The 16,208-nt window shown below is 66.5% G+C and carries 18 protein-coding genes and 1 tRNA gene; 7 read left to right on the forward strand and 12 right to left on the reverse strand.

Annotated elements, in window-relative coordinates:
• The first annotated feature begins 26 nt into the window (after positions 1-26).
• The 3 genes from FIU66_RS11515 to plsY are packed head-to-tail and all read left to right on the forward strand — an operon-like array spanning position 27 to position 2,841.
• Positions 27-989: an aspartate carbamoyltransferase catalytic subunit gene (locus FIU66_RS11515; RefSeq protein WP_167622899.1), complete on the forward strand. Its 963-nt coding sequence runs from the start codon at positions 27-29 to the stop codon at positions 987-989.
• Positions 986-2,260: a dihydroorotase gene (gene pyrC, locus FIU66_RS11520; protein WP_167622900.1), complete on the forward strand. Its 1,275-nt coding sequence runs from the start codon at positions 986-988 to the stop codon at positions 2,258-2,260. Before FIU66_RS11515 ends, pyrC begins: the two co-directional genes overlap by 4 nt.
• Positions 2,257-2,841, forward strand: coding sequence for a glycerol-3-phosphate 1-O-acyltransferase PlsY (plsY, locus tag FIU66_RS11525; RefSeq protein ID WP_167622901.1), 585 nt, complete (start codon positions 2,257-2,259; stop codon positions 2,839-2,841). Before pyrC ends, plsY begins: the two co-directional genes overlap by 4 nt.
• Here the strand turns inward: plsY and FIU66_RS11530 are convergent.
• On the reverse strand, positions 2,838-3,233 hold the full coding sequence (locus FIU66_RS11530; protein ID WP_167622902.1) for a hypothetical protein: 396 nt from the start codon (positions 3,231-3,233) through the stop codon (positions 2,838-2,840). The two genes, plsY and FIU66_RS11530, sit on opposite strands and share 4 nt — an antisense overlap.
• A gap of 224 nt (positions 3,234-3,457) precedes the next feature.
• Here FIU66_RS11530 and FIU66_RS18155 point away from each other — a divergent pair, with 224 nt between their 5' ends.
• The 3 genes from FIU66_RS18155 to FIU66_RS11545 all read left to right on the forward strand — a co-directional run bounded on the left by FIU66_RS18155 (position 3,458) and on the right by FIU66_RS11545 (position 6,846).
• A complete protein-coding gene (locus tag FIU66_RS18155) occupies positions 3,458-4,522 on the forward strand; it encodes a glycerophosphodiester phosphodiesterase family protein (protein WP_240544675.1) in 1,065 nt (354 codons plus the stop codon).
• Positions 4,523-4,741: 219 nt separating this feature from the next.
• Positions 4,742-6,121, forward strand: coding sequence for an amidohydrolase family protein (locus tag FIU66_RS11540; protein ID WP_240544676.1), 1,380 nt, complete (start codon positions 4,742-4,744; stop codon positions 6,119-6,121).
• Complete coding sequence (locus FIU66_RS11545) at positions 6,118-6,846, forward strand: hypothetical protein (RefSeq protein ID WP_167622904.1); 729 nt, start codon at positions 6,118-6,120, stop codon at positions 6,844-6,846. Before FIU66_RS11540 ends, FIU66_RS11545 begins: the two co-directional genes overlap by 4 nt.
• A gap of 6 nt (positions 6,847-6,852) precedes the next feature.
• Here the strand turns inward: FIU66_RS11545 and FIU66_RS11550 are convergent, their stop codons facing one another.
• The 10 genes from FIU66_RS11550 to FIU66_RS11590 all read right to left on the reverse strand — a co-directional run bounded on the left by FIU66_RS11550 (position 6,853) and on the right by FIU66_RS11590 (position 14,982).
• A complete protein-coding gene (locus FIU66_RS11550; RefSeq protein ID WP_167622905.1) occupies positions 6,853-8,223 on the reverse strand; it encodes a glutamate--cysteine ligase in 1,371 nt (456 codons plus the stop codon).
• A 68-nt stretch (positions 8,224-8,291) separates the two neighbouring features.
• Positions 8,292-8,798, reverse strand: a complete 507-nt coding sequence (locus FIU66_RS11555; RefSeq protein ID WP_167622906.1) for a hypothetical protein — start codon at positions 8,796-8,798, stop codon at positions 8,292-8,294.
• A 40-nt stretch (positions 8,799-8,838) separates the two neighbouring features.
• Positions 8,839-9,273 (reverse strand): molybdenum cofactor biosynthesis protein MoaE, encoded by a 435-nt coding sequence (locus FIU66_RS11560; protein ID WP_167622907.1) that lies wholly within the window; start codon positions 9,271-9,273, stop codon positions 8,839-8,841.
• A gap of 4 nt (positions 9,274-9,277) precedes the next feature.
• On the reverse strand, positions 9,278-9,529 hold the full coding sequence (gene moaD, locus FIU66_RS11565; protein WP_167622908.1) for a molybdopterin converting factor subunit 1: 252 nt from the start codon (positions 9,527-9,529) through the stop codon (positions 9,278-9,280).
• Positions 9,519-10,151: a CDP-diacylglycerol--glycerol-3-phosphate 3-phosphatidyltransferase gene (gene pgsA / locus FIU66_RS11570; protein ID WP_167622909.1), complete on the reverse strand. Its 633-nt coding sequence runs from the start codon at positions 10,149-10,151 to the stop codon at positions 9,519-9,521. Before pgsA ends, moaD begins: the two co-directional genes overlap by 11 nt.
• A gap of 80 nt (positions 10,152-10,231) precedes the next feature.
• Positions 10,232-10,600 carry a hypothetical protein gene (locus tag FIU66_RS11575; protein WP_167622910.1) on the reverse strand — a complete coding sequence of 123 codons (369 nt, stop codon included), beginning with the start codon at positions 10,598-10,600 and terminating at the stop codon, positions 10,232-10,234.
• Positions 10,601-10,825: 225 nt separating this feature from the next.
• Positions 10,826-12,700: an excinuclease ABC subunit UvrC gene (gene uvrC, locus FIU66_RS11580; protein WP_167622911.1), complete on the reverse strand. Its 1,875-nt coding sequence runs from the start codon at positions 12,698-12,700 to the stop codon at positions 10,826-10,828.
• A 285-nt stretch (positions 12,701-12,985) separates the two neighbouring features.
• On the reverse strand, positions 12,986-13,117 hold the full coding sequence (locus FIU66_RS18260; RefSeq protein WP_255432226.1) for a hypothetical protein: 132 nt from the start codon (positions 13,115-13,117) through the stop codon (positions 12,986-12,988).
• Positions 13,114-13,896: a S49 family peptidase gene (locus tag FIU66_RS11585; protein WP_240544677.1), complete on the reverse strand. Its 783-nt coding sequence runs from the start codon at positions 13,894-13,896 to the stop codon at positions 13,114-13,116. Before FIU66_RS11585 ends, FIU66_RS18260 begins: the two co-directional genes overlap by 4 nt.
• 66 nt (positions 13,897-13,962) lie before the next feature.
• Positions 13,963-14,982 carry a LacI family DNA-binding transcriptional regulator gene (locus FIU66_RS11590; RefSeq protein ID WP_167623491.1) on the reverse strand — a complete coding sequence of 340 codons (1,020 nt, stop codon included), beginning with the start codon at positions 14,980-14,982 and terminating at the stop codon, positions 13,963-13,965.
• Between the two features lie 97 nt (positions 14,983-15,079).
• On the opposite strand from FIU66_RS11590, the gene FIU66_RS11595 reads away from it, so the two are divergent.
• Positions 15,080-15,156: transfer RNA gene (locus FIU66_RS11595), tRNA-Arg, on the forward strand.
• Positions 15,157-15,221: 65 nt separating this feature from the next.
• On the opposite strand, the gene FIU66_RS11600 is transcribed toward FIU66_RS11595, so the two are convergent.
• Positions 15,222-16,076, reverse strand: coding sequence for a MurR/RpiR family transcriptional regulator (locus FIU66_RS11600; protein ID WP_240544678.1), 855 nt, complete (start codon positions 16,074-16,076; stop codon positions 15,222-15,224).
• Positions 16,077-16,208: the final 132 nt, after the last annotated feature.

Genomic DNA, 16,208 nt, shown 5'->3' on the forward strand with positions numbered 1-16,208 from the left:
ACGCGACCCCGATCAAAAGGCCGCACATGAGTTTTCGCGCCCGCCACCTGCTTGGCATCGACCACCTGTCCCCGCCCGAGATCGTCACGCTTCTGGACCTGGCCGAGGATTACGTCGCCCTGAACCGCCGCACGGTCAAGCATTCCGATGCCCTGGCGGGGATGACCCAGATCAACATGTTCTTCGAGAACTCGACCCGCACCCAGGCCAGCTTCGAACTGGCGGGCAAGCGGTTGGGGGCGGATGTGATGAACATGTCGGTGGCCCAGTCGTCCGTGAAAAAGGGCGAGACGCTGATCGACACGGCGCTAACCCTGAACGCGATGCAGCCCGACCTGCTGGTGGTCCGCCATCCCAACAGCGGCGCGGTCAACCTGCTGGCCGAAAAGGTGAACTGCGCCGTCATCAACGCGGGCGACGGGCGGCACGAACACCCCACCCAGGCGCTGCTGGACGCGCTGACCATCCGCCGCGCCAAGGGGCGCCTGCACCGCCTGACCATCGCGATCTGCGGCGACATCGCCAACAGCCGCGTGGCCCGGTCGAACCTGCTTCTGCTGGGCAAGATGGAAAACCGCCTGCGCCTGATCGGCCCTGCGACCCTGATGCCCGCCGGGGCCGGAGAGATGGGCGTGGAACTGTTCGAGAACATGCGCGAGGGGCTGCGCGGCGCCGATGTGGTGATGATGCTGCGGCTTCAGAAGGAACGCATGGATGGCGGCTTCATCCCGTCGGAACGCGAATACTTCCACCGCTTCGGCCTGGATGCCGACAAACTCGCCTGCGCCGCGCCAGACGCCATCGTCATGCATCCCGGCCCGATGAACCGGGGGGTCGAGATCGACGGCACCATCGCCGACGACATCAACCGATCCGTGATCCAGGACCAGGTGGAAATGGGCGTGGCGGTGCGCATGGCCGCGCTTGACCTGCTGGCGCGGAACCTTCGCGCCGAACGCGGTCGCGCTGCGGCGGGGGTGATGGTATGACCGCGATCCTGTTCACCAACGCCCGCCTGATCGACCCCGAGCGCGAGAGCGATGCCACCGGCAGCCTGCTGGTCCGCGACGGCGTGATTGAGGGCATCGACGCGGACGCCCCCGAAGGCGCCGCCGTCATCGACTGCAACGGCCGCGCGCTTGCCCCCGGCATCATCGACTGGGGCGTCAAGATCGGCGAGCCGGGCGAGCGTCACAAGGAATCCTTCCGCAGCGCGGGCCTTGCGGCGGCGGCGGGGGGCGTCACCACCATTGTCGCGCGTCCCGACACGATGCCGCCCATCGACACGCCGGAATCCTTGGAATTCGTCACCCGCCGTGCTGCGGACGCGCCTGTCAACATCCGCCACATGGCCAGCCTGACCAAGGCCCGCGACGGGCGCGAGATGGTCGAGATCGGCTTTCTGACCGATGCCGGCGCGGTGGCCTTCAGCGACGGCGTGCGGCAGGTCGCGGACACGCGGCTGCTGTCGCGCTGCATGACCTATGCCCGCGGCCTGGGGGCGCTGATCGTGGGCCATCCGCAGGACGCGGGCCTGTCGCGCGGGGCTGCGGCCACGGGCGGCAAGTTCGCCTCGATCTATGGCATCCCCGCCGTGTCGCCCATGGCCGAGGTGATCGGGCTGGACCGAGACCTTGCCCTGGTTGCCATGACTGGCTGCCGATGGCACGCAGACCAGATCACCACGGCGCGCGCCCTGCCCTCGCTGCAACGCGCGCGGGATGCGGGGCTGGATGTGACGGCCGGGATCTCGATCCACCACCTGACGCTGAACGAATACGATGTGGGCGATTACCGCACCTTCTTCCGCTTCACCCCGCCCCTGCGGTCCGAGGACGACCGTCTGGCCATGGTCGAGGCCGTGGCCGAAGGCGTGATCGACGTGATCGCCAGCTTCCATACGCCGCAGGACGAGGAATCCAAGCGCCTGCCTTTCGAGGCCGCGGCCCCCGGCGCGGTGGGCCTGCAGACGCTGCTGCCGGCTGCGATGCGACTGTATCACCAGGGCGGGCTGACCCTGCCGCAGTTGTGGCGGGCGATGTCGCTGAACCCGGCGCGTCGGCTGGGCCTGCCGGGCGGGCGGCTGTCGCCGGGCGCGCCTGCCGATCTGGTTCTGTTCGATCCCGACGCGCCTTTCGTGCTGGACCGGTTCACCCTGCTGTCGAAATCGAAGAACACCCCCTTCGACGGCGCCCGGATGGAGGGACGCGTCCTTGGCACCTGGGTCGCCGGACGCCGCGTTTTCGGAGGCAAGGCATGACCCTGATCCTGTGGACCATCTTCGGTTATCTTCTGGGGTCGATCCCCTTTGGCCTGGTGATCGCCCGCGCCCTGGGCCTGGGCGACCTGCGCAAGATCGGGTCGGGCAATATCGGCGCGACCAACGTCCTGCGCACCGGCAACAAGCCCGCCGCCCTTGCGACGCTGCTGCTGGATTCCGGCAAGGGCGCCATCGCCGTGCTGGTCGCGCGGCATTTCGGCGGGGACGCTGCGGCGGTGCTGGCGGGGGGAGCGGCCTTCCTGGGCCATTGCTTCCCGGTCTGGCTGGGCTTCAAGGGCGGCAAGGGCGTCGCGACCTTCCTGGGCACGTTGATCGCGCTGCATTGGCCGCTGGGCCTGATAGCCTGCGCGATCTGGCTGCTGACGGCCGTCGTCAGCCGGATCAGCAGCCTGTCCGCTCTTCTTGCGGCGGCGCTGTCGCCGGTCTTTGCCTGGGGCCTGGGCCGGGGCGACCTGATCGCCGTCAGCCTGTTCATGGCAGTCCTTATCTTCATCCGCCACAGCGCCAATATCACCCGCCTGATGGACGGGTCCGAGCCGCGGATCGGCCGAAAGACCTAGCGTTCGGCAACCAGCGTCCGGCCAGCGGGGCGGGACGGACGGGCGGGTGCGGGTTCCGGCTGTGGTTGCGGCTCGGCCGCGACCTCGCGCAGGGGCGAAGGGGTGAACACCCGCGCCGGCGCGGCCAGGGGCGAGCCTCCGCCTTGGCCCGCGATGCGGCGCAGCGCCTCGGCCCCGCGCCGGGCCGAGATGGCGACCGAGACAAGCGCCAGGCAGCAACCCGACAGCAGGATCAGCAGCACGATTCCCAGCAGCCCCAGGAAAACCGGCAGCGGGGGGATACCCTCGGCCTGGCCGACCTGGGTGACGATCGCCCCCACCAGGGCCAGGACGCCGATCACAAAGACCGCGCCGACGATCCGCTGCACCCACACCATCACATCTGCCTTCATGGCCTGCCCCTTCTTGTTTTCCCTGCCCTGCCACCGGCTGCCGCGTGGATCAAGCCCGACCGGCTTCATTTTGTCGTGCGCCGCGCGGATCCCCTTGGCGCAATCGATTTTTATTAAAATAAAACAAATCCGTCGCAGAAGCGTTAACCTTTCTGGGGACTGTCTGCGGGCAGCGCGCCGGTCGGCGTCGCGGCGATCTCGGTGTAACGATCAGGAACACGTTCATGAAGATGCAACTTGCCGCCCTTGCGGCCCTTTCGGCATTCGCCCTGTCCCCCGCGGCCCATGCCGCCACCACCTGGAACACCCTGACCGGCGAGGCGCCGATCGTAGTCGCCCATCGCGGCGCCAGCGGCTATCTGCCCGAGGAAACGCTGGGCAGCTATGAACTCGCCATCAAGATGGGCGCGGATTACATCGAACCCGATGTCCAGATGACCAAGGACGGCCATCTGGTGGCCATGCACGACACCACGCTGAACCGCACCACCAATGTGGCAACCCTGTTCGCGCCCCGCAACGGCCGTTACAATGTCGGCGACTTCACCCTGGCGGAAATCAAGCAACTGACCGTCAAGCCGACCGGCGCGCTGTCGCAGCCCGATTCGACCTATCCGGGCTTTACCCCCACCATGCCCGATCCCTACAAGGTCCCCACGCTGGACGAGGTGCTGGGCTTCCTGAAGAACTACAACACTGCAAACGGAACATCGGTCGGCATCTATCCCGAGGCCAAGGCTCCCTTCGATTCCGTTAAGGAACAGAAGATCATCACCTCGTTGAAGGACAACGGCTTCACCACGGCGGCGGACAAGGTGATCCTGCAATCCTTCGCCTATCAGTCGGTCGCGAACCTGACCGATCTTCTGGACATGAACGACATGGAGGCCGAGGTTGCGCAGCTGGGTTCGGTCCGCCTGAAGAACGGTGTCTATGGCGTGAACGGCAGCGACGGCTTCTGGTCGCTGGACCAGATTGCAAGCGTGGCGACGGGCGTGGGCGTCAGCTATACCGGCATCACCGAGGACTTCATCAAGGCCGCCCATAACCTGGGCCTCAAGGTGCACGCCTATACCTTCCGCCCGCTGAAGGAAGACGAGGCTTTTGCGATGATCCAGCCGATGCTGGATTGGGGCCTGGACGGCTTCTTCACCGACTATACCGACCTGGGCCGCACCGTGGTCGATGCCAATGCGCCCGCGCCCGTGCCGCTGCCCGCTGCCGCGCCGCTGCTGCTGGCGGGCATCGGTGGCCTGGCCCTGCTGCGTCGCCGCCGGAAAGCCGCCTGACCTGAATGGGGCGCTGCCACGGCGGCGCCCCTTGCCTGCCTTGGCCAAGGCACCGGTGATCGATTATCTTTTGTTTATTCCTTGCGACATGGTGCACACTGGGGCGCAGATGGTTTCCAGCCCCGGTGATTCGCCATGTGCCTGGCCTGCTATGAACCCGATCCCCAGACCGGCAGGATTCATTTCTGCCACTGCGGCAGCTCCCAGACCCTTGCGATCATGCGGCGGATCGAGGCGGACATTTCCCGCCGCCAGATGATGGGCGGCATGGCCGCCGTGATGGGCATGTTCTCAGGCTTCGGCCTTGCGCCCCACCCGACACGGGCGCAGAGCCCTGCCCGGCCCGTGCTGCTGACCAACCTGCGCCTTTTCGACGGCGAGACGCTGTCCCTGCGCCAGGGCGTAGAAGTCCTGGTGGACGGGGATCGCATCGCAGGGCTGCCCGCGCCGGGCCAGGGGCCGGCCGAGGCGCAGCGCATCGATTGCGGCGGGCGCACCCTGATCCCGGGCCTGATCGACACCCATTGGCACACGACGTTGGCATCCGTCAGCCAGATTGTCGCCATGACGCAGGATCCCGGCCTTTTGCACCTGATCGCGGGGCAGGAAGCCGGCGCGACCCTGATGCGCGGTTTCACCACAGTGCGCGACGTGGGCGGCCCGGCCTTCGGGCTGAAGGCCGCCATCGACCGGTCGGTCGTGACGGGGCCGCGCATCTTCCCGGCCGGGGCGATCATTTCCCAGACTTCGGGGCATGGCGATTTCCGCTTCCAGAACAGCCTGCCCATGATGCCCGGCGATCCGGCCGATCATGCAAGCCGGCAAGGCATGTCGGCGCTTGCCGATGGCGTGCCGGAGGTTCTGCGCCGCACCCGCGAGCAGTTGATGAAGGGCGCCAGCCAGATCAAGATCACCGCGGGCGGCGGGGTCGCGTCGCAATACGACCCGCTGGAGTCGCTGCAGTTCACCGAAGCCGAGATGCGCGCGGCGGTCGATGCCGCCACCGACTGGGGCACCTATGTCTGCGCCCATGTCTACACGCCGCCGGGCATCCGGCGTTGCATCGCGGCCGGGGTCAAGTCCATCGAGCATGGGCAGCTTGCCGACGAGGACACTGTTCGCATGATGGCCGACACCGACACATGGTGGTCGATCCAGCCGTTCCTGGCGGACGAGGACGCGAACCAGTATGCCGACCCCAAGGCCGTCGCCGCCCAGCGGCAGGTGGCCGAAGGCACGGCCCGCGCCTTTGAATGGGCCGACGAGCACCGGGTCAACTGGGCCTTCGGCAGCGACATCCTTTACGGCGGGGGCGAAAGCCAGGGGCGGCAACTTGCCAAGCTGGCGCGCTTCATGTCGCCACTTTCGGCGCTGCACCGCGCCACCGGCGCGGCAGGCAGGCTGCTGGCGCTGTCGGGTGCGCGGGCGCCCTATGACGGGCGGCTTGGGGTGATCGCCGAAGGTGCGCTGGCGGATCTTCTGGTGATCGACGGCGATCCCGAACAGCGGCTTGAGTGGCTGGACGACAGGGCAAGCCTGCGGCTGATCATGAAGGGCGGCAGGATCTTCAAGAACGAACTGTCGGAGGATGCGATATGACCAAGGCCCTTGCCGTCCTAGCCGCTGTCCTGGCCTGCACCGCCCCACCCCCTGCCCCGGCCCAGGAATGGCGCGCCCAGGTGACGCCCTATGTCTGGGCCACGGGGCTGGGCGGCGACATCACGCCTTTCACCGGCGCGCCCACATTGTCCTTCGAGAAAAGCTTTTCCGACGTGCTGGAGGATCTGGACGCGGCCTTCTTCCTGTCGGCCTATGCCCGCAGGGACCGCTTCGTCCTTCTGGGGGATCTCAGCTATGCGGCCAGTTCGAAGTCGGGGCTGGTCCCGGCCGGCCTGCCCGCCGAGGCTGAATTGCGCCAGCGTTCCCTGACCGTCGCGGCGGGCTGGCGGGCCATCGACAGCGGCGGCCTGGCCCTCGACGTCCTGGGCGGCCTGCGCGCCTGGACCATCAAGGCCGAGATATCGGTCGCGGGGGGCGCGATCAGCCGGTCGGGGGACAAGGATTTCGTCGACCCGGTCGTGGCGCTGCGGGCCAATTACGCGCTTGCCCCCAGATGGTCCGCCATCGCCTATATCGACCATGGCGTCACCGGGATCGGCTCCGACAAGACCACGCAGGTCCTGGCGACCGTCAATTACCAGATGACGGAACGGGCCTATCTTTCCTTGGGCTACCGGCGGCTGGACGTGGACTACCGCAGCGGCGGGACGCGGGTGGATGCCACGATGGCAGGCCCGCTTCTGGGCCTGACCTGGCGGTTCTGATCGCGCCTAGTAGGAATATTCGCGATAGATCGGCGTCAGGTCGCCGCCCCATTCGCCGTGGTATTTTTCAAGCAGTTCGTCTGCCAGGACGGTCCCGCTGTCCACGCTTTCCTTCAGCGCGTTGAGGAAGTGCGTCTCGTCCGGGACAAGGCCGCCCGCGCCGGGGCGGGCGCGGTTGTTCAGACCCTGTTCGGCGATTGCCAGAACCTCGCGCGCCAGATCCTGCATGTGGACGCCGTTCACGCTGGCCTGCAGGCCGCGGAGCCCGGCGTCGCGGCGCAGGCCTTCTCGGGTCTCATCGTCCCAGTCCTTGACCAGATCCCAGGCGGCATCAAGCGCGCCTTGGTCATAGATCAGCCCCACCCACAGCGCGGGCAGTGCGCAAAGCCTGCGCCAGGGTCCGCCATCGGCGCCGCGCATCTCGATGTATTTCTTGACCCGTGCTTCCGGGAAGACGGTGGTCATGTGGTCGGCCCAGTCCGACAGGGTAGGCACCTCGCCCGGAAGGGCCGGCAGGCGGCCGTCCAGGAAGTCGCGGAACGACTGGCCCAAGGCGTCGATATACTTGCCGTCGCGATACACGAAATACATCGGCACGTTCAGGACGTAATCCACCCAGGCATCATAGCCGAAGCCGTCCTTGAACACGAAGGGCAGCATCCCGGTGCGGGCATTGTCCAGGTTCTGCCAGATATGGGCACGCCAGCTTTTCCAGCCATTGAGCTTGCCATCGAGGAAGGGCGAATTGGCGAACAGCGCGTTCGCGACCGGCTGCAATGACAGCGCGACCCGCATCTTCTGGACCATGTCGGCTTCGCTGCCGAAGTCCAGGTTCACCTGCACGGTGCAAGTGCGATACATCATCTGCTTGCCCAGGGTGCCTACCCGGTCCATGTAGTCGGTCATCAGCCGATAGCGCCCCTTGGGCATCATCGGCATGTCGTCCTGTCCCCAGATCGGGGCCGCCCCCAGGCCGATGAAGCCCGCGCCGATGCCGTCGGCGATTTCCTTCACCTCGGCCAGGTGCTGGTTCACCTCGTCGCAGGTCTGGTGGATGGTTTCCAGGGGCGCGCCCGACAGTTCAAGCTGCCCGCCCGGTTCAAGGCTGATATTGGCGCCGTCGCGTTCCAGGCCGATCAGCTTGTCCTGCTCCATCACCGGGTTCCAGCCGAAGCGTTCCTGCAGGCCCGACAGCATGGCGTGGACGGAACAGGCGCCCTCGTATGGCAAGGGCATCAGGCTGTTCTTGTCATAGCCGAACTTCTCGTGCTCGGTCCCGATGCGCCAGGCGTCGCGCGGCTTTTCCCCGCTGGCGATATAGGCGGCCAACTGGTCACGGCTTTCGATCGGGCCTCCGCCCTGTTGTGGTATCGACATGAGGAGAGGCCTTTCGAGCGTGTTTGCCGGTCACAGGTGGCAAGCGGCGATGCCCAAGTCAACCCGCCTCAACCCGGTCTCCGCCAAACGGTGCGCACCGCGTCATGCTGGTCAGCGACATGGGCCAAGGCGGCCGAGACCGCGCCCATGTCGAGACCCGGCAGAGCCGTGAAGGCATGGGCCAGGGCGTCGGACCCGGCCGCATCGACTGGCACCAGCAAAGCCTCGCCCGTTGCGCTGCGCAAGCGCCAGTGACCCTGGCCCTTCAGGCGCAACAGCCGGATCTCGACCAGGTCGCGCAATGCGATCTCTCCGCCCAGGACGGCGGCGCCGTAATAGCGGACGGCGCCCTCATCGACCTCGACCACGCCGGGGGCGGCGATGCCGCGGCGGAAGGGCAGCCTGCGGATCGCGCCGATCAGCAGCGACAGGCCGACCAGAAGCACAAGCGCCCCGACTGCGGCGAAGAACCAGCCGCCGCGCAGGGCCAGCCAGAGGCCTCCCAGCAGGATCAGGGTTGCGACGATGGCCTCGGACCGTCGGGCGGCCCAGGCGCGCAGGTCGGGCCGGATCATGGGTGGGGGGCCGCGCATGGGCATTTGGTCAGCGAAGAAGCTACCATCGCGACAACGCATCTTCGTCGCTGGCCTTGGCATCGACCCAGCGGGCCGCGCCGTCACGGCCTATCTCGCGCTTCCAGAAGGGGGCGCGGGATTTCAGCCAGTCCATCAGGTAATCGGCAGCCTGGAAGGCTGCATGGCGGTGGCGGGCGGCCGTGGCGACCATCATGATCGGTTCACCCACCGGCAGCCGCCCGTGGCGGTGGACGATGCGCCAGTCGGTCAAGGCGAAGCGTTCGGCGGCCTGCCTGCCGTAATCGGACAGGGCCCGTTCCGTCATGCCGGGGTAATGCTCGATCTCCAACGCGGCCATGGCGCCCGTGTCGTCGCGCACGATGCCCGTGAAGGTAACGATGGCCCCCGCGCCCGCGCCAAAGCCCGCCAGTTCGGCGGCAAGGTTGAAGGGGGCGGAATGGACGCGGGCCGACACGGGATCAGCCGCCGGTCATGGGCGGGAAGAAGGCGACCTCTCGGGCATCCGCGATGGGGCTGTCCAGATCGGCAAGCTGCTGGTCCACGGCGCAGCGCACGGCGGCAAGGTCGGCGAAGGCCGCCGCGTGCCAGTCGTCCCGCGCGGCCAGATCGGCGATCAGGTCGCGGACGGTCGTTGCCGCGGTCTCGACCCGCTCGCGCGGCTGGCCGATGCGTTCGCGCAGCCAGGCGAAATACAGCACGTCAAGCGTCATGGCCCGGTTCCCGCAGGTAGGGGCGCGACTTCACGAAGTAATCCCAGCCGGTCCAGGCGGTCAGGATCGCCGCGATCCAGATCAGCAGCAAGCCCATCTGCGTCGCCAGATCCGCCCAGGAGGACGAGAAGGGCAGCCGCGATTCCCCCACCAGCGGCGGGCGGCCATGTTCGACATAGGCCAGCCCCGTGCCCAGGAACAGGACCGAGATGGCCACCATCTGCGTGGTGGTCTTCCATTTCGCCAGCTTCGTGACCTTCAGAAGACGGGCATTGGCGCCCAGGAATTCTCGCAGGCCGGACACGAAGACTTCGCGGAACAGGATCAGCGTGGCGGGCAGGATCAGCCAGGGGTTCATGCCGGAATAGCCGGTGATGACGACGATCGCGATCACCACCATGGCCTTGTCGGCGATGGGGTCCATGGCCGTGCCGAAGCGGCTTTCCTGCTGCCAGCTTCGCGCCAGATAGCCGTCGAACCAGTCGGTCACGGCCGCCAGAAGAAACAGCGACAGCGCCGCCCAGTCCGCGAAGGGCCGGCTGAAATAAAGGAACATCAACGGCACGGCGGGCGCCGCGATCAGCCGAAGCAGGGTCAGGATATTGGGGATGGTCCAACGCATAAGGGCAAGCTAGTCCGTGGCGCGGGACTTTAAAAGGGGCGGCGCACCGAAATGCGCCGCGCCCCGGATTGCGACGCCGCTCAGCCGATCGCGCCCTCGAACAGGGGATAGGCGCGGCCCGCGATGGTCAGGTGGACGGCCTTGATGCGCTGTTCGCCAAAGCGGCGGGTGCGATGGCCGATGACGCGGATCGGATCGCCGGGCATGGCGACGGCCTTGGTCAGGCCAAGGGCGGCATTGCGGGCGCGGCCGGCCAGTTCCACCGTCCAGTTGCGGCCTTCCGCGTCGCTGACGCACAGCACCGGATCGCTGCCGTTGCTGTAGTTGTCGGTCACGGTCCCGGTCAGTTCCATCAGATGCGGCTTGAATTCATCCCCCCGAGCAGCTTTGGGCAGGCCGGCAGGCATGAACCGCGGGACAACGATGCCGGGTTCGGGCAAACGGGTCATGAGAGCCTCTTTCCTCAGGTTGAGAGAGGCAACCATAGCGCGATCACACCACGATCTTGCGGTGCGGTTTTACCACATCTCGCAGTTGTTAAACCCGGGGTTTGGCTGCAAGGGCGGCAAGCTGCTGAACCGGCAGGAATTTCAGCTTCTGGGTCATCCGGCTGGGGATGGATCTTCCACCAGGGTGGCGCAGTTTAGGAAGGGCTTCCGTAGCCGCCGCCCCGGTCAGCCCCTGGCGTTGAAATGGTCATAGACCTTTTGCGCCATGGCTCCCGAAATCCCCTCGACCGCCTGCAAATCCGCCAGCCCGGCGCGGCTGACGGCCTTGGCGCTGCCGAAATGGGCCAGCAGCGCACGCTTGCGCGAGGCGCCGATGCCCGCGATCTCGTCCAGGGGATTCGCCATCACCGACTTGGCCCGTTTGGCGCGATGGGTGCCGATCGCCCAGCGATGCGCCTCGTCCCGCAGACGCTGGATGAAATACAGGACCGGGTCGTTCATCCGCAGCGCAAAGGGTGCGCGGCCGGGGCGGTAGAATTCTTCCTTGCCCTGGTCACGGTCGATGCCCTTGGCGACGCCGACAATGGGAATGTCCTCGACCCCCAGGTCGGCCAGAATGCCGTCCACCACCGACACCTGCCCCGCACCGCCGTCGATCAGAAGCAGATCGGGCCAGGATTCGGTCTGGCGGTCGGGATCTTCCTTCAGCAGCCGCACGAAGCGACGCGACAGCACCTCTTTCATCATGCCGAAGTCGTCGCCCGGCGTAATCTCGGTCCCCTTGATGTTGAACTTGCGGTATTGGCTTTTGATATAGCCTTCGGGCCCGGCCACGATCATGCCGCCCACGGCATTGGTGCCCATGATGTGGCTGTTGTCGTAGACCTCGATCCGCCGGGGGGCGGCGGGCAGGTCGAAGGCCTCGCCCACCCCTTCCAGCAGGCGCAGTTGCGTGGCGCTTTCGGACATGCGGCGGGCCAGGCTTTCACGGGCGTTGCGCAGCGCGTTTTCCACCAGCTCGAACTTCTCGCCCCGCTGCGGGACGCCGATGACGACCCGGCGGGCGGCGCGTTCCGACAGCACGGCTTGCGTCAGATCAGGCTCGTCCGGTGCATGCGACAGCAGGATCATCCGGGGCGGCGGCTTGTCGTCATAGAATTGCAGAAGGAAGGCCTGCATCACCTCGGCAGGCGACTCCACCCCGCCAAGTCGAGGATAGAAGTCGCGGTTGCCCCAGCTCTGGTTGCCGCGGATGAAGAAGACCTGCACGCAGGCCTGTCCGCCTTCCATGTGCAGCGCGACGATGTCGGCCTCGGCCACGCGCTTGGGGTTGATGGCCTGGACGGATTGCACGGCGGTCAGCGCCTTGATCCGGTCGCGCAGGGCGGCCGCGCGTTCGTATTCCATGTTCTCGGCCGCCTCGGCCATGTCGCGGGCAAGGTTCGCCTGGATGACGGTGGTCTTGCCCTGCAGGAAGCGTTCGGCATCGGCCACAAGCGCGCCGTAATCCTGTTCGGAAATCCGGCCCACGCAGGGCGCACTGCACCGCTTGATCTGGAAAAGCAGGCAAGGACGCGTGCGCGATTCGAAGGTGGCGTCCGTGCAGTTGCGCAGCAGGAACACCCGCTGCAACTGCGTCAGCGTGCGGTTCACCGCCCCCGCACTGGCGAAGGGACCGTAATAGTCGCCCTTTTCCGACTTGGCCCCGCGATGCTTCTTGATCTGCGGATAGGCGTGGGACTTGGCGACCAGGATGTTCGGGAAGGACTTGTCGTCGCGCAGCAGCACGTTGTAGCGCGGCTTCAACTGCTTGATGAGGTTCTGTTCCAGCAGCAGCGCCTCGGTTTCGGTGCGCGTGGTCAGGAACATCATGCTGGCGGTTTCGCGGATCATCCGCGCGATCCGGGCCGAATGTCCCGACGGCCGGGCATAATTCGACACCCGCGCCTTCAGGTCGCGCGCCTTGCCGACATACAGAACCGCCCCCTGCGCATCCAGCATCCGATAGACGCCGGGACTGCGGTCAAGCTGGCGCAGATAGTCCTGGATCAGCGCATGGCCGGTCTTGGTGGCTGGCTGGGGGGCGGTTTCCTGGGTCATGATCTTCTAGAAAGTGATTCCCGTGCCGGGCTGCAAGTTGCTAGGCGCGATGGCAAGTGCAAAGCTGTCCACCGCCTTTGTGGATAACTCTGTGAGAGTCCTGTGAGGCAGGCCCCTCCAATCCAGCAATCGTTACAAAACCGTGACTTTGCCTATAAATTGTGCAGCTTTACAGCTTCTTGATTTCATTGTAAAAATATTTATCCCGCTGCCCGACTTGCGAAAGCTGCGCAGTTTCAGTCGGTTGCTTGGCGAATCTGTCCTGCGCGGGGACAAACGGGCATCCTAGCCGCGCGGCTTGCGCCGAGACGGCGGGATCCCCAGCACGCGCCGGACTGCCCTGCGAAAGGCCGGCCCGCGCAGCAGCGCCATCGCCACCATCACCAGCAGGAACAGGATGACGATCCGGACGCTCATCCCCCCGCACCAAAGCGGGCGAAGGCGGCGCGTTCCTGGGCCGCGTCAAAGACGGTGCCGGCGGAAAGCCCCAGCCTGCGGAACAGCGACTGACGCGGGGCATGGACGACAAAGCGTGTCTTGTCGCCGAACAGCGCCTTCATGCGGGGCACCAGATGGCCGATGCCGTCGGCAAGGCCCAATTCGACGGACTGGCGGCCCGCCCAGAACTCGCCGGTGAACAGGTCGCGATCCGGGACCAGCCGGGATCCGCGACGGGCGGTGACATGGTCCTTGAAGGCCTGATGGATCGGCTCCAGCACATTGTGCAGGCGCTCGACATCCTCGGGGCGTTCGGGGCGGAAAGGATCAAGCGTGGATTTCGACCGGCCCGCCGTATGCACCCGCCGTTCGATCCCCCAGCGGGCGATCAGATCCTGGAACCCGAACCCGGCCGAGATCACGCCGATCGACCCAAGGATCGAACTGTCATCCGCCCAGATCTGATCGCCCGCACAGGCCAGCCAATAGCCGCCTGACGCCGCGACGTCCTCGACAAAGGCATGGACGGGGATCTTCGTCTCGTCCGCCAGGCGACGGATGCGGGCGGCGATCAGCGACGACTGGACGGGCGATCCCCCGGGCGAGTTGATGGACAGCGCCACGGCCACCGGCTTGCCCTTGCGAAAGGCGCGTTCGATGACGGGGGCAAGGGCGGCATCGGACAGCGCGCCGCCGCGCCCGGCCATGCCAATGGCGCCATGCAGGCGCACCACCGACACGCGGGGGCCCTTGTTCATCAGACGGTCAACATAAGGAATACGCATGACCGCAGACTTAGTCATGCGCCCACCTTGCCACAAGCGTCATGCATGACGGATCGTGTCACCCGGCAGAAAGGTGGGCGTCAGCGCGACGATCCGGTCTTCGGGGATGATGTCCTTGCCCGCCACCAGCCGCGCCGCGCGCCGCCCGATGTCGACGCGGCGCGCATCTGTCGTGGCCAGCCGCACCGGCAGCCCGTCCAGCAGGTCGACGCCGTTGAAGCCGGCAAGCCCGATGCGGCCCGGGATGTCATAGCCCTTGTCCAGGCAATGAAGCAGCCCCCCTGCCCCGATCATGTCGTTCGAGAAATAGAGGAAATCCAGGTCCGGCGCGCGGGTCAGGATCCGCTCGGTCAATTCGCGACCCTTCAGCAGGGACGACCCGCCCTGATAGTATTCGCGCGCCTCCAGCGGCACGCCAGCCTCGGACAGGCCTTCCTCGAAGCCTGCCAGGCGCTTCCGGGCGCGGTGATCCTCGGGCATGTGTGTGCCGACGAAGCCGATGCGGCGATAGCCGGCAGCAAGGATCCGCGCGGCCATCTCGCGCCCAGCGCGGCGGTGCGAGATGCCGACGATCGTGTCGATCCCGGGTCCGTCCACGTCCATGATCTCGACCACCGGAATGCCCGAGTTTTCCAGCATCGCGCGGGACGCCTTGCTGTGCTCAAGCCCGGCCAGGATCACCCCCGACGGGCGCCAGGACAGCATGTCGTAAAGCACCATCTCCTCGCGCGCGGGGGAATAATTGGTGACGCCGATCACGGGTTGCAGGCCGGTGTCGTCCAGTTCCGCCGAGACCCCGCCCAGCACGTCGGGAAAGACCAGGTTCGACAGCGACGGGATCACGACCGCGACCAGGTTCACCCGCTGGCTTGCCAGCCCGCCGGCGATCTTGTTGGGCACATAGCCCAGCATCTTCGCCGCCGTCAGCACCTTCTCGCGCGTCGCGGCCGATACGTCCCCCCGGTTTCGCAGGACCCGGCTGACCGTCATCTCGGATACGCCGGATGCTTCGGAAACATCCCGCAGGGTCAGCGGGCGGCGGGGTCTTGGGACGTTCATCATGCACCGGCATTCAGGTCTTTGCCCGATGTTAGCGCCCGCCCGGCCCCGCGGCAACCTTGCCAAATCGTCCGGCAGCAGTCAAAAGGACTGTGGCGGCCCCGTGGCTCAACTGGATAGAGCAGCCCCCTCCTAAGGGGCAGGTTACAGGTTCAAGTCCTGTCGGGGTCACCAATGCGCCACATATCCATCTGCGGTTCCTGCTGGTCTGACGGCAGGAATGCGGCTGCGGCAGACGCTTAGCGCCCCAGTTTCGGGGCGCGGAAGATGCGGGTCTTGGCGAAGACGTCCTCAAGCCGGTTCAGGCGATCCTGGACCTGATCGGCGCAATGGCCTTGGACCCGGCCCAGAAGAGCCTCGACCAGCAGCAGGATCGTGACGGTGGAATCCCAGGCGGCGGGCATGTCGATCCGGCAGGGCAGCGTGTGGTGCGCGTGCCCGGCCGCGGGCGACAGCCAATGATCGGTCACCAGCACCACCTGCGCGCCCTGCTGCGCCGCCAGTTCGGCCATGTGCACGGCATTGGCTTCATAGCGGCGAATGTCGAAGATCACCACCACGTCGCCCGGGCGCATGTCCAGCAGCGCCTGCTGCCAGTCGGTCAGATGGTCCGAGACATAGGTGACGCCCGGACGGATCACGCGCAGCAGGGTCGCCATGTAATCCGCATGGGCATGGGTCAGCCGCCCGCCCATGACCGCGACATGACGCGCCGGATCGGCCAGCAGCGCCGCCGCCGCGTCGAATTCGCCTGTCGCGATCTGGTCCAGCGTGGCGTGGATGTTCGCGATCGCCTGTGCGGCAAAGGACTGCATGGGGTGGAGGCGCGGTTCGTGGTCGGGCAGCACAAGGGGCGCGGCCAGCAGGCGCCCGACCTCGGTCCGCAGGGCGGCCTGGTATTCGGCATAGCCCTTGAAGCCCAGTTTCTGCACCAGACGGACGATGGTCGGCGCCGAGACCTCGGCCGCGCTTGCCAGCATGGTGATCGACCCCAAGGCCGACATCGGGAAATGCGACAGGATATGGGTCGCTGCCTGCCGTTCGGCGCGGGTTAACGACGCAAGGCTGGCGCGCATCCGCTGTTCGATGGTCACGACGCCCCTCCTCGTTCTGGAATGATCCTATCAGAAGCAAACGAAAAGAAAAATTCTTGACAGAATGCAAGGACCGGGAGGACGCTGAACCAAAAACAGGGAGAAGAATCGTGGCCTTGCTGCCATTTCAGC

The sequence above is a fragment of the Paracoccus sp. AK26 genome (genome assembly GCF_011801365.1).
Taxonomy (GTDB): domain Bacteria; phylum Pseudomonadota; class Alphaproteobacteria; order Rhodobacterales; family Rhodobacteraceae; genus Paracoccus; species Paracoccus aerius.